Origin of the sequence: Roseibium album, assembly GCF_001404515.1 — a bacterium.
Classification (GTDB): domain Bacteria; phylum Pseudomonadota; class Alphaproteobacteria; order Rhizobiales; family Stappiaceae; genus Roseibium; species Roseibium album.
In genome coordinates this window covers 265,904-279,614 of the sequence record NZ_CXWE01000001.1, presented here as the reverse complement: position 1 = coordinate 279,614, position 13,711 = coordinate 265,904, and the positions used below count along the sequence as shown (strand labels likewise).

General features: G+C 56.3%; 10 protein-coding genes. 2 read left to right on the top strand and 8 right to left on the bottom strand.

Annotation, left to right across the window (positions count from 1 at the left end):
• The first annotated feature begins 199 nt into the window (after positions 1-199).
• Complete coding sequence (locus tag LA5095_RS01315; RefSeq protein WP_055112607.1) at positions 200-1,600, top strand: MATE family efflux transporter; 1,401 nt, start codon at positions 200-202, stop codon at positions 1,598-1,600.
• A gap of 37 nt (positions 1,601-1,637) precedes the next feature.
• Here the strand turns inward: LA5095_RS01315 and LA5095_RS01310 are convergent, their stop codons facing one another.
• From LA5095_RS01310 to LA5095_RS01295, 4 genes are all read right to left on the bottom strand, one after another.
• The gene (locus LA5095_RS01310; protein WP_035899534.1) at positions 1,638-1,823 is read right to left on the bottom strand and encodes a hypothetical protein; all 186 of its coding nucleotides are present in this window, start codon (positions 1,821-1,823) and stop codon (positions 1,638-1,640) included.
• A 46-nt stretch (positions 1,824-1,869) separates the two neighbouring features.
• On the bottom strand, positions 1,870-2,727 hold the full coding sequence (locus tag LA5095_RS01305) for a S49 family peptidase (protein ID WP_055111251.1): 858 nt from the start codon (positions 2,725-2,727) through the stop codon (positions 1,870-1,872).
• A gap of 117 nt (positions 2,728-2,844) precedes the next feature.
• Complete coding sequence (locus LA5095_RS01300) at positions 2,845-3,468, bottom strand: PilZ domain-containing protein (RefSeq protein ID WP_144436101.1); 624 nt, start codon at positions 3,466-3,468, stop codon at positions 2,845-2,847.
• Between the two features lie 79 nt (positions 3,469-3,547).
• Positions 3,548-4,495 carry a uracil-DNA glycosylase gene (locus tag LA5095_RS01295; RefSeq protein ID WP_235808836.1) on the bottom strand — a complete coding sequence of 316 codons (948 nt, stop codon included), beginning with the start codon at positions 4,493-4,495 and terminating at the stop codon, positions 3,548-3,550.
• A 314-nt stretch (positions 4,496-4,809) separates the two neighbouring features.
• On the opposite strand from LA5095_RS01295, the gene LA5095_RS01290 reads away from it, so the two are divergent.
• Entirely contained in the window at positions 4,810-6,486 is a 1,677-nt protein-coding gene (locus tag LA5095_RS01290) for an electron transfer flavoprotein-ubiquinone oxidoreductase (protein WP_055111248.1), read from the top strand.
• 1,576 nt (positions 6,487-8,062) lie between these two features.
• On the opposite strand, the gene LA5095_RS01280 is transcribed toward LA5095_RS01290, so the two are convergent.
• From LA5095_RS01280 to LA5095_RS01265, 4 genes are all read right to left on the bottom strand, one after another.
• Complete coding sequence (locus tag LA5095_RS01280; protein ID WP_055112604.1) at positions 8,063-9,382, bottom strand: DEAD/DEAH box helicase; 1,320 nt, start codon at positions 9,380-9,382, stop codon at positions 8,063-8,065.
• A gap of 335 nt (positions 9,383-9,717) precedes the next feature.
• Positions 9,718-10,839, bottom strand: coding sequence for a PQQ-dependent sugar dehydrogenase (locus tag LA5095_RS01275; protein WP_055111244.1), 1,122 nt, complete (start codon positions 10,837-10,839; stop codon positions 9,718-9,720).
• Positions 10,840-10,933: 94 nt separating this feature from the next.
• Entirely contained in the window at positions 10,934-11,272 is a 339-nt protein-coding gene (locus LA5095_RS01270; protein ID WP_055111242.1) for a chorismate mutase, read from the bottom strand.
• Between the two features lie 107 nt (positions 11,273-11,379).
• Entirely contained in the window at positions 11,380-13,674 is a 2,295-nt protein-coding gene (locus tag LA5095_RS01265) for an NADP-dependent malic enzyme (protein ID WP_029063786.1), read from the bottom strand.
• Between the last annotated feature and the right edge of the window lie 37 nt (positions 13,675-13,711).

The window sequence follows — 13,711 nt, the reverse complement described above, 5'->3', positions numbered from 1 at the left end:
CAAATGGCGTGCAGCGACAGCCGGGGTTGACGCATCTCCTTCAACAAACTACCAACATCGCGGCTCCGGACGCCAGCCGCTCGCCGACCTCCGTCTTGGTGAAGATCCGGATTTGACGATTTTTCGTTCCTCCACGCGTTTCGCGTTGCGGGCAATGCGAGCTTCCCCTTCCTTGCGAAATAACGACCTGGAGAACGAAATGTCATCCGACACTTCGCGGAAGAACGTCTTCACACAGGGACCACTCACCCTCACCTTATTGAAAACCGCACTGCCGATCATACTGGTCATGAGCATGAACGGCCTTTTGACGGTCGCGGATGCCGTGTTTCTTGGCCGGTTCGTAGGACCCGATGCGCTCAGCGCAGTCACCTTGATGTTTCCCGCCTACATGCTGCTTGTCGCGATGGCGACGCTGGTCTCAAACGGGATGAACAGTATCCTCGCCCGCAACCTTGGTGGCGGCCATATCGATGGTGCACGATCGGTATTTTCCGGTGCACACGGACTGGCACTTTGTACCGGCGCAGGAGCAATCGTCCTGTTTTCAGCCGGTGGATACCCGCTGATCTTGATTGCTGCCGAGGGGTCGGAACCGATCGCCGGAATGGCATATACATACCTCGCTATCACAGTCTGGACCTCGCCACTTCTCTTTGTGCTTTCAGTCCAAACGGGTGCCCTTCGAAGCGAAGGCTTCGTCATGCAGATGGCCGGGGTCAGCCTTCTTGTATCGCTGGCCAATATTGTCTTCAATTTCGTGCTGGTCGCCATCCTGAAACTTGGTGTCGCGGGAACAGCCTACGGGACTGCGCTGGCGCAGCTGCTGACGTTTACAGTGGTGATCCTGTTTCGCTTGCGAGCAAAGACAGTCCTGAAACCCGGCGCTCTGCTAAGCTATCCGCTGACCGCGCATTGGTGGTCCATCTTTGCTCTTGGAGCCCCTCAAAGCCTGAACTTTGCCGGTATTGCCCTCAGCTCTGCGGCAACCTTCACCTCGCTTCAGTATTTCGGGCAGGAAGGATACGAAGCAACGGTCGCCGCCTTCGGCATCGTGACCCGCATCATGACCTTCGTCTTCTTGCCGCTGCTCGGATTGACCCAGGCACTGCAGGCAATGATCGGCAACAATTACGGCGCGGGAGAATGGAAGCGTTCGGACGACACACTACGGCTCGGACTTCTGACAGCGTTCGGTTATTGCCTTGGTGCACAAATACTCTTGACGGTTTTTGCCCGACCGGTCGGTTTCCTGTTCGTCGATGATTTGCAGGTGTCCGGCGAGTTGTCGAGGATCATGCCGATCACAGTCGCTTTGATGTTTGCCGCCGGTCCGCTCTTCGTTATCGCGGCCTATTTCCAGGCGCTTGGCGACGCGATGCGCGCGGCATTGATCAGTCTGATCAAACCGTATTTCTTCTTTCTGCCGTTGCTGATCGCGCTACCGGCATATTTCGGTGAAACAGGGATCTGGCTGGCAGGTCCCGCGGCGGAATTCCTGCTTGTCGTGCTGACCGCCATGATCCTCGGCGTAACAGCCAGAAGGAAAACACTGCGTTGGGGTCTGTTTGTTGCATCCACTGCAAAAACGAACGCCTAGGTTCCTCTCGGCGGAGCTTGTGCTCCGCCGGCGCGGTTCAATTGCCTGGACGATACCTGCCTGTCTCAGGATCCAGAACGAGCTTTGCGCCGCGACCGTTAGGGTCGGCCTTTGCCGCGGCCTTGGAGATCTGGTTCTCGACTTCGGCCATCTTGCGCTTGACGCGCTGGACGATCCAGTAGCCGCCAACGGCCAGGGCAGCAACACCTATCAGTTCCGTCATTTCTACTCCCCTTCTTGCTCCCACCTCACAATTTCAATACGTCCATTTAAAGGCCGTAACGCATCCACATCGCCCGTTCCTCCACGGAGGAAATAAGTTCTTCCCCAAGGCCTTCAGTCAGTCGTTGCCCTTTCAGTGCAACACCGAGACCAGCCCTTCGGCCGAACAGACCGCGCGGCGCAGATATCAGGTTCGGTTGCGTCTTTTCACCGAAGCGCTCACGCAAAACGGCTCGCAAGTCACCGATGGCATCGACAAGTCCGAGCTGAACGGCGGTGCGGCCAGTCCAGAATTTTCCGGTAAACAGGTCCGGATCGTCTGTCAGAATGTCACCACGCCGGGATTTCACCAGATCAATGAAGGTTTCGTGGATCTCCAGCTGAAGCGTTTTCAGATAGGCGATGTCCTCAGGATCTTCCGGCTGGAACGGATCAAGCGTCACCTTCTTTTCGCCTGCCGTGTAAACGCGGCGATCGACGCCAATTTTCTTGATCAGTTCCGTAAAACCGAAACCGGCCGCGACAACGCCGATCGACCCGACGACGGAAGACGGATCGACAAAGATCTCGTCACCGGCAAGTGCGATCATATAGCCGCCGCTTGCCGCGACATCCTCCACGAAAACAAGGACGTCCTTGTCATTTTCCTTGGCAAGGTCCCGAATGCGCTTGAAAATCAGGCGTGACTGTACCGGAGACCCTCCCGGGGAATTGACGATCAATGCGACTGCTGGTGCCTTCTTGATCGAGAAGGCTTTTTCCAGGGGCAGTGCTACTGAAGCCAGAGACAGTCCGGAGCGCATCGGGCTCTGCATGCCGATGGCACCTTGCAGGCGCACGACGGGAATGACCGGTTTGTCATTGCGGAAACGTTTGGGAAGAATACGACGAAAGCTGGAAAGCACGCTGGAAAGCCCTGAGAGTGATCAAAATCTTCTCCCGATATATGTATCGTCTCTGCACTTGCAAAGGTCGCCGGCAACCTTAATTCGTTCCGTGCGCGATCTAACGCTCTGTGGTCGTCAAGATCCGAAGGCGCTAATGCGCTTTTTCGGCTTCGGCTTTTGGGCTTCCTTTTCCTTTTCACGGTCGAGTTTGATCGCGATCATCTCCGGTGTCGGCATCGGTGCCGGCGCGAATGGCCAGTTGAGACGAACACCCGCGCTCCCCTCCGCGCGCCACACGATTTTCGCGGAAATCGGCAGATCAAGTCCCGGAATCGAGATTTCGACCTCCCGGGGCAGGCGATCCAGATTGTCTCCTTCAATCCGGCACCCTGATTTGCTGGCATCCACGATCCTGCACTTCATGGTGAAAGGGCTGGTCTTTCCGCAGACTATTGTGCTGATCCAGACGGGACGCCGAATTTCGCGCCGTTTTTCGCCGGACTGCGACTTCATGGGTTCAAAGCTGATCCTGGCTTCATTGTCACCAAAAGCAATAACCGTTCCACGGACAAGCTTGTCACAGCCTTCCAGACGCAGACCGACCTCCTCCTTGAGCAGGTCGACCTTTTCTGAAACGATCCAACACCCCTTGTCGGTCAGATCAAGCACCGACGCCTCAAAACAGGTCATATCCGCAAGATCGACGACTAGTGCCGCGACGCAGTTGTCTGCAGTCCTGACAGCGTTAAAGGTGCTCAATTGAACCTCCGGATTCACCACACCCCAGACTACAACCTGAAGCCTAAAAACGGTGTTAACGCGAGGTCAAATGAGGGATTTAACTTTCGGTCAGTTTCGCGCGAATGCTGAGGAAATCGCGCCACGACAGGCGTTTTTCCAAGGGACTGCGCAGCAGATAGGCCGGATGATATGTCGCGATCGCCGCTATCTGCCGTCCCGTGACCGGATAACTCATCCATCGGCCGCGCATCTTGCGAATGCCGTCCTGGACGCCGAGCAGGTTCTTGGCGGACGCAGCCCCGAGAAAGACTAACACGTCCGGATTGACCAGCTCGATCTGGCGCTTGATGAACGGCTTGCAGATTTCTGTTTCCTGCGGTGTCGGCGTTCGATTTCCCGGTGGTCGCCAGGGAACGACATTCGCGATATAGGCGGATGAACGATCCAGTCCGATTGCCGTCAGCATGCGATCCAAGAGCTGGCCGGACCGCCCGACGAAGGGTTTGCCCTGAAGGTCTTCGTCCCGTCCGGGAGCTTCGCCGACAAACATCAGCCTGGCATCCGGAGACCCGTCTGCAAAAACCAGCCTCTTGGCAGTGAGCTTCAGGTTACAGCCGTCGAAGGCTTCCAGACAGGCCCTGAGATCATCAAGCGTTTCAGCTGATGCAGCAAGATCGCGGGCGGACGCAACGATCTGCTGATCGGGAATAACAGCCGGTTGCCCTGCGGCCGTGCCCTGCGACAGATTGACAGGGGTTTGCGATGCGGTCGGAGCCTGTGGTGTGATCGACGTCTGTGGCTGGGCGGGTGATTTCGGTAACCGGCCGGTATCGATCCGCGCCGGTTGCGAAGCACTCGAGCCGATCGATTGCGCGTCTTTGGGTTCAGAGACCGCGACCTGAGCCCGGCGACGTTCCGCGGCCTGCCTGAGTGTCTGCTCGGCCCAATCAACCGCCTCATCCCCCAAAAAACAGTCGATGCCAGCGTCGACATAAAACTCCAGCAGGCTTTCGATTTTTCTCAGATCTTGTTGGGGATTTTGCAAGAGATCGACCTCCGAGGTGCGATATTATCCGGTTGGCCCGCGAGCACAAGCGGCACCCGGTGACAGAGGCTGCGGATAGTTCGATTTTCAGCGTCTTTGCACATCTCTCTACAGCCACCTCAGCGTAATTAACGTTTACGTAAACGTTAGCCTTTTGCTTGACGCGTCTCTCCGGCTTTGATCTATCTGGCGAAAATACAGTCAAATGGGGTCCGGATTTCGCATTCAGGATAGAAAAATGTCGTGTTTTGCGCCGCAAAATAGGGCAAACAAGGCGATAGGGATAAGGCCCCACCGGGTAGAGGGAGACAAAAATGAGCGAACAAGACGCGCTTGGTGAACGCGAGAGCATGGAAGTTGATGTCGTGATCGTCGGCGCAGGTCCGGCAGGACTTGCCGCGGCAATCCGGCTGATGCAAATCGCCGGCGACAAAGGCGAGGAACTGAGTGTCGTTGTCCTAGAAAAGGGATCCGAGGTCGGCGCCCACATTCTGTCTGGTGCTGTTATCGACCCTGTCGCGCTTGATCAACTTCTTCCGGAATGGCGCGACGAGGAAACACCGATCAAGACCGCCGTCACGGATGATCATTTCCTTGTGCTCGGCCCTGCCGGGTCCATGCGCCTTCCGAACCTGTTCATGCCGAAGCTGATGAACAACCACGGAAACTACATCGTTTCCCTCGGAAACGTTTGCCGTTGGCTGGCGGAAAAGGCCGAGGCGCTCGGGGTCGAGATCTATCCGGGATTTGCTGCGGCTGAATTGCTTTACGATGAAAACGGCAGTGTTGCCGGCGTCGCGACAGGTGACATGGGGATCGGCCGCGACGGCAAACCCAATGCAATGTTTACCCGCGGCATGGAGCTTCGCGCAAAATATACGCTGATCGGCGAAGGTGCCCGCGGATCGCTTGCCAAGCAACTGATCGAGAAATTCGATCTCGACAAGGACAGCGACGTGCCGAAGTTCGGCATCGGCATCAAGGAACTCTGGCAGGTTGATCCGGAAAAACACAGGCTCGGCCTCGTGCAGCATTCCTTCGGCTGGCCTCTCGACGGCAAGACCGGTGGCGGATCCTTCCTTTATCACCTGGAAGACAATCAGGTTGCCGTCGGTTTCGTGCTCCATCTCAACTACGAAAACCCCTGGCTGTCACCGTTCGACGAGTTCCAGCGTTTCAAGACCCATCCGGCAATCCGTGAGACATTCGAAGGCGGCAAACGCATTTCCTACGGCGCGCGCGCAATCACCGAAGGTGGCTATCAGTCGGTTCCCAAACTTTCATTTCCCGGCGGTTTGCTGATGGGATGCTCGGCAGGGTTCGTCAATGTTCCGCGCATCAAGGGCTCACATAACGCTATGTTCTCCGGCATGCTCGCAGCCGAGGAGGTGATGGCCGCCATCGGACGCGGCGAAGCCCATACGGAACTGGCGAATTACGATACGGCGTGGCGCAACAGCCCGATCGGAGAGGACCTGCACAAAGTGCGCAACGCCAAACCGCTCTGGTCGAAATTCGGCACCTGGATCGGGATCGGTCTCGGCGGTCTGGACATGTGGACGAACGAATTGTTCGGCTTTTCCTTCTTCGGCACCATGAAGCACGGCAAACGGGACTCCGACACCCTGAAACCGGCCAAGGACTGCAAGAAGATCGACTATCCGAAACCGGATGGTGTCGTGTCCTTCGACAAACTCTCCTCCGTGTTCCTGTCGAACACCAACCACGAGGAAGACCAGCCGATCCACCTGAAGGTTGCCGACATGGCGCTTCAGAAATCGTCCGAGCACGATGTGTTCGAAGGTCCTTCCAACCGCTATTGCCCGGCTGGCGTCTACGAGTGGGTCGAGGAAGGCGAAGATGCGCCGCGCTTCCAGATCAATTCGCAGAACTGCGTGCACTGCAAGACCTGCGACATCAAGGATCCGAACCGCAACATCACCTGGACAGTGCCGGAAGGTGCGGGCGGACCGAATTATCCGAACATGTAACCGCCGAGATGCTGACCACCTTGACACATCGGATTGGGGCGGCTTCGGCCGCTCTCTTTCTTTCATGTGTGAGCGCGCAAGCCGAAGTCTGCGACAAGGTTAGGCCAGATTGGAATTCTGACGCTGGCCCTGCGTCTCAATACGACGAACTTGTGTTTCTCTTTGGTTCAACATCCGGGCTGGCATTCCTCGCCCTGATATTTGTTTCGCTCATTTTTCGAAAGAGATGGCTTTGCGTTCTGTCGGCAACACTGTCGTTTGCCTTGGCAATCGCAGTTATTGGAGACTGGATATTTGAATGGGGTGGCAGAGTACATAAATTGGCCCTGGCCGAGGGCTGCCTTACGCCTCCCTTTGCAATCGGGTCAGTCCTTCTGGCGGTGTCTGCCATTTGCCTTCTGATCGCTGTCAGAGGGTCATTCCTACGAACGTAGTAATGCATGAAAACAAACAGCGCCGGGAAGTCAAACTTCCCGGCGCTGCCGTCTTGTGGCCGATGGGTGTTATCAGACCGGCGAAGTGGGGGTGCCGGTCCGTTGCGGTTGTCAATTGCGCACAGCTGGAAGGCCGGACGTCTCGGACGTCCATGCGTTGCGCGATCGCCCGCGCCACAAGGCCTGAGCCGTTCTTTCAAACGGCAATTCAAATTCATGGGAGTCGAAGGTCCTGATGGAGCCAACGTGCACCTTGCCCAGATCTTTGTCTGGTTAAAAAAGCCTCTGCACTTGTTAAACTTGGTTAATGAATGCGTCGGTGCGCGCCGATTTATCCTTACGTTACGTTCGCGTCAACCACCTACTTCGCCAGATAAAAATTTATTATGACTCGAGAGTTCAAATTTATACTAATTGGTCAAATTTTTATCTCGTTCGAAGCCGAATTTCGTAACGCTGAGGAAACTTCGCAATGGCATCAAGTCCAGATCAGTAATATCGAATAAATAGCACTGATAAGGCCCTGCCCGATTTTCCATAGCTTTCAACCGCTTATTGAAATTCCACCGCAATTAAAGGCGTATAAGAATTTTCTATACAACAATAGATAAAGAAAATGTTTCTTGCAATTCTTTGAAACTAAAGCATTTCTTGCTTTGCCAACTCGCTCGATTCAATCCTGAGTTAAGTGCAAGAATCGGGAAATAACCGCTTTTTTCCATCTAAATATCTGAAAAATTTGAGATAACCGGATATCCACATGCATTTATACACGCAATCGTCGACGATTGCAGACTCGAGTTGGTTAATCTAGTTTTACTGTCAATGGGGCTTAGTTGGTTGATTTTCGCCATGTTTTGGCGATTGACGTCACGTTGTTCGCGATGGTCTCGCGAGTTCCCCAAAACAATTTGATATCTGGTCGCCCATCGGCGATCGGGTGCCTTGTGGGCAGGAAGCAGCGGCTTCCCGACCGGACTGCGGCGGTTTCGGATCGGGTTTGAACGGCTTCCAACTGTACAGTCAGAGCGGCTTTTGTTGCTCTGGACCCCATCGACCACAAGGTTTGGCACCGGGAAGGCCACTTCCCGGTGCAATTTTTTTAAAATCCGCTTCTCTGGAAACCGCGCAGCTGCCTTGGATCAGGCAGCCCTTTTGCGGTTGTTTGGCCTGCGGCGCTTCGCCTGCCTTGCAGATGCGTTGTTGTTGTCGTTGTCGTTCTTGGAAGACGATTTGCGGAATGGCTTCTTGGGCGCCGGCTTGCTGCCGCCTCGATTTTGCCCACCACGGTTCTGTCCACCGCGCTTTGACCGGCTCGCTGCTGCGGCCATTGGAGGAACATCGCCGCTGGCGACCGGAATCTCGATACCGATCAGTTTTTCAATCTGACGGAACAACGCGATCTCCTCGGGAGCGCACAGTGCAACTGCTTCACCGGCAGCGCCGGCACGTGCCGTGCGGCCGATCCTGTGAACATAGGCTTCAGCGACTTCAGGCAGCTCGAAGTTGTAGACATGGCTCACTCCCGGGATATCGATCCCGCGGGCGGCAACGTCGGTGGCCACAAGTACATTTATCCGGCCTTCGCGCAGATCCCGGATCGCCTTGTCACGCTGGTTCTGACTCTTGTTTCCGTGAATGGAGCCCGCCGCAACGCCGTTTTGCGACAATTTGCGCATGAGACGCTCAGCACCATGTTTGGTCCGGCAAAAGACAAGCGACATGTCGTCCGGGCTGGACTGCAATTGCTTGAGCACGAAATCCGTCTTGGCTTTCTGATCCATGAAATGCACGGACTGGGTAACCTTGTCGGCGGTCCGTCCTGTCGGCGAGACTTCAACCCGTTCCGGATTGCGCAAATAGGAGCGTGCGAGCTCGGAAATCTGTTTCGGCATCGTTGCAGAAAACAGCAGGGTTTGCCGCTCTTGACGGACCAGTCCGGCTATCCTGCGCAATGCATGGATGAAGCCGAGATCGAGCATCTGGTCGGCTTCATCGAGAACGAGATAGGACGCGGTACCCAGGTTGACGGCCTTTCGGTCAACGAGATCAAGAAGCCGGCCCGGAGTGGCCACGAGAATATCCGTCCCCCTGGAGAGCCGCTTGATCTGTCCGTTGATCGATACGCCACCGACGACGGAAGATACACGCAAGGGGGTGGTTTTCAGGTAAGAAACCAGGTTTTTTGCGATCTGGTTCACCAGTTCGCGTGTCGGTGCGAGAATAAGCGCGCGCGCGCCCCTTGGCTGCGCATGTTCGTTTTCGGCAAGCAACCGGTCGATCAGCGGTAACCCGAATGCTGCGGTCTTTCCGGTGCCGGTCTGGGCAAGGCCCATGAGATCGCGGCCCGAAAGGATGAGCGGAATAGCTTTTTCCTGGATAGGTGTCGGTGACGTGTAGCCGTTTTCCGAGACAGCTTTCAACAGGCCACTGGAAAGTCCCAGGTCTTTAAATTCGGTCAAAATCATTTCCTTGTTTCGAGCGTCACAAACGCCCGTGTCACCGCAAAGTCTTCCTTTGCGGCTTGATGTCGGTTCGCGGCAGCAAGATCCTTTCAAAAGACCGTGCTCTGTGCCGCCAGACCCTAACGTGATGTGGGAACTGGTTGAGCCTCTCATCAGGCTCGAATTCTGTGCAACTGGGAGTCACCCTGCTCCGGAAACGATGCGTTTTCGGGCAATCGGTGCATTGAGTCTGCTCACGCGGCAGCAATTGCTCGCCGGTATATCGTCTTACGGACGCAAAATGTCAAGCGAATGCGCAGGATTTGTCTTTCGGCGACAAAGCGTTCCGGCAATCACGGGACCAATCGGATCAACCGGCCGTCATCGCTGTCGGTCAGAACATAGAGAAATCCGTCAGGTGCCTGGCGAACATCCCGTATGCGTTCACCCAACTCGGCCAGAAGCTGTTCTTCAGCAACTATGCTGTCACCGTCCAGCCTGAGCCTGGAAAGATGTTGCCCGCGCAATGCACCAACCAGCAGGTCTCCCTGCCAGTCGGGATACAGGTCGCTTTTGACAAAAGCCATTCCGGAAGGAGCAATCGACGGATCCCAGTAGTAGACAGGTTGTTCCATGCCGTCCCGGGACGTTCCCTCGCCGATCTTGCCACCGGAATAGTGCCGTCCGTAGGAGATCACCGGCCAGCCGTAATTCTTGCCGGCCTCCGGAATATTGACTTCGTCACCGCCACGGGCACCGTGCTCAACCGTCCAGAGCTTTCCGGTGACGGGATTGATTGCCGCACTTTGCGGGTTCCGGTGTCCGATGGACCAGATTTCCGGTTTGTAACCCTCAAGGCCTTCGAACGGATTGCCAGGTGCGGGATCGCCGTTCGAAGTCAGTCGCAGCACCGAGCCGGTGTGTTCCGACGGGTCCTGCGAACGCGAACCTTCTCCCCTGTCGCCCAGTGTCATGAACAGGGTCCCATCAGGAGCAAAGGCAAGGCGAGAACCGAAATGACGCCCGCCATAGGCGCGATTGTTGGCCCGGAAAATCGTCTCGCCGTCTTCAAGGCGGTGGTTTTCTCCATCTGCCGCCAGCTTTGCCCGATAGAGAGATGTCCCTGCTCCTTCGGGCGAACCTTGCGAGAACGTCATGTAGATCGTGCGGTCGCTTTCAAATCCGGGACTGAGTACGACATCGAGCAGCCCACCCTGGCCTTGCGCGAAGACCTCGGGCGTTCCGGACACCACGCTCTGGTCGCCTTCGGCGGAAACGAATTTCAAAAGACCGTCGCGCTCGGTCACCAGGTAGCCGCCTTCAGGCAGAAACGCCACGCTCCACGGATAAGCAAGACCATCCGTGACTGTTTCGGGATCTACCGATGACTGGGCGGCGGCAGGCATCATCACTGCTGAACCGGCCAGAAGGACCAACGCTGCGGCTGAAGTCGTGCAAAAACTCAGGACGTTCATTCAGGGCTCCGAACAAGAGAGACTGCCAATCGGCATTTTCTCTTTAATTAGGTACTCCCGGCGATCCGAACAGCCACCATCGCATTAAAAACATTCAATCGGCGGTTTCGACGGACGCAATATCTGCATTTTCCAGACGTGTGGATATTGCCCGTTTCTCCCATGCCACATTCCAGTCGATCAGCGTACGCCAGACCAACTCGGCCTGCGCGGGTTCCAGACCAAGGCCTTCAGCGCGCTGACGGATTGCTGCAATCATTGTTTCGATACGCTCGCGATCAAATGCTTCATCGGGATGTTGCTTGATTTGCGACATGCGCCGGACGTAACCCTGCCGGCGCGCGAAGATCCGGATCAACTCCTCGTCCAATATGTCAATCGCAGTTCGGATATCCTGCTTGCTGACGCAGTTTTCGGGCGTTTTCACGGTCATGGTGCGACTTTGTTTTCAGGACGGGACGCGGGCCGGTTTAAAGGTCCGCATCGCAAAGGTGAACGCGCGAATTGAAGCAGCCGGTTTCCCCGACAGTTTCTGCGGGCCTAGTCTGCCAATCGGGTTTGTGCCTCAACGCTTGCCAATGCCGACATGTTGACCACACCGCGCGAGGTCACGGACGGTGTCAGGATATGTGCCGTTTTTGCCGCTCCCAGCAGAATCGGGCCGACATGCAGCGCCTGTGTCGCCACCTTCAGGAGGTTGTGGGCAATATTGGCCGAATCGAGGTTCGGGAAAAGCAGCAGATTGGCTTCGCCTTTCAGCCTGCTGCCCGGCATCACCTGCTCCCGCAACGTTTCGCTCAACGCTGAATCGCCGTGCATTTCCCCGTCTGCTTCCAGTTCCGGATGGCGTTCCCAGATGATGTCCAACGCCTCGCGCATCTTGCGCGATGATGCCGTTTCTCTCGAACCGAAGTTGGACATCGACAGAAGTGCGATCTTGGGTTCGATGCCGAAGCGGCGAATTTCCTGAGCGGCCAGGATGGCCATTTCCGAAATCTCTTCGGCGGTCGGATCTTCAGTGACGAAAGTATCCGACATGAAAAGGGCACCCTGGCTGTTGATAAGCAGGGACATGGCGGAAAGATCGCGGGCCGTTTCGCAAACGCCGATCACCTGCTTGATATCGCGAAGATGCCGGATGAAACGCCCCTCCAGGCCGCAGATGACCGCGTCCGCATCGCCCCGCCTCACGGCAAGGGCAGAAATGACAGTCGCGTTGGTTCGTACGACGGTCCGGGCGGCACTGGGCGGCAGACCCTTTCGGCCGACACACTCGAAATACTCATCCACATAGTCGCGGTAGCGCGGATCGTCCTGCGGGTTGACGTATTCAAAATCAATATCGGGACGGATCTTCAGGCCGAAGCGCTCGCAGCGCTGCTGCAGAACATCGGGGCGGCCAACCAGGATCGGTTTGGCAATGTGGTCCTCGATCAGGACCTGTGCAGCACGCAACACGCGCTCGTCCTCGCCTTCCGCATAAATGATCCTTTGCGGCTCCTTCGACGCATTCTGGATGATCGGCTTCATGATCAGGCCGGAACGGAAGACAAAGCGGTTCAAACGGTCGTAGTAAGCATCAAAATCGGTGATCGGCCGCGTTGCGACACCGGATTCCATCGCGGCCTTGGCGACGGCCGGAGCGACACGCAGAATGAGGCGCTGGTCGAAGGGTGACGGGATCAGGTAGTTCGGGCCGAAAGTCTCGGTCTTGCCACCATAGGCTCGCGCCACGACGTCGGAAGGCTCTTCCTGTGCAAGGCCCGCAATCGCTTCCACAGCCGCGCGCTTCATGTGTTCGTTGATGGTTGTCGCTCCGACATCCAGAGCACCACGGAAGATGAAGGGAAAGCAAATGACGTTGTTGACCTGGTTGGGGTAATCGGACCGGCCGGTGCACATCACAACATCATCGCGCACAGCCAGGGCTTCTTCGGGCATGATTTCCGGATTGGGGTTGGCCAATGCCAGAATCAACGGTCCCTTGCCCATCTTCTCGACCATCTGCGGCTTGAGCACGCCGCCTACGGAAAGGCCAAGGAACACATCCGCACCGTCAATGACTTCTTCCAGTGTTCTCAGATCGGTCTTTTGCGCGAACACGGATTTCCACTCGTCCATGAGCTTTTCACGGCCCTCGTAGACGACACCTTCGATATCCGTGATCCAGATATTCTCACGCTTCGCGCCGAGGGAGACAAGCATGTTCAGGCAGGCAAGAGCCGCAGCTCCGGCGCCGGAAGCGACGATCTTGGCATCCTCGATTTTCTTGCCCGCAAGATGCAATCCGTTTCGGACGGCGGCTCCGACGATGATCGCGGTGCCGTGCTGGTCGTCGTGAAAGACAGGAATTTTCATCTTTTCCCGGAGCTTTGCCTCGACCATGAAGCATTCCGGTGCCTTGATGTCTTCCAGATTGATGCCACCGAAAGTCGGTTCCAACACCGAAACCGCATCGACGAACTTGTCGACGTCCAGTTCGTCCACTTCGATGTCGAAAACATCAATCCCTGCGAACTTCTTGAAAAGGACCGCCTTTCCCTCCATCACCGGCTTGGATGCGAGCGGACCAATATGGCCGAGCCCAAGAACAGCGGTGCCGTTGGAGATGACGGCCACAAGATTGGCACGCGACGTGTAGATAGCAGCCTTTGACGGGTCGTCGGCGATTGCAAGACAGGGCGCAGCAACACCGGGTGAATAGGCCAGTGCCAGGTCGCGCTGGTTTCCAAGCGGTTTTGTCGGCTGTATCTCCAGCTTACCGGGCTTCGGATTCTCGTGATAATAAAGCGCTGCTTCGGTCAGATCGTGCTCGGTCTTGTTGCTATCGCTCATGACGTTTCCTGTCTCCCTGACCTTCTCGGCTCTGTCG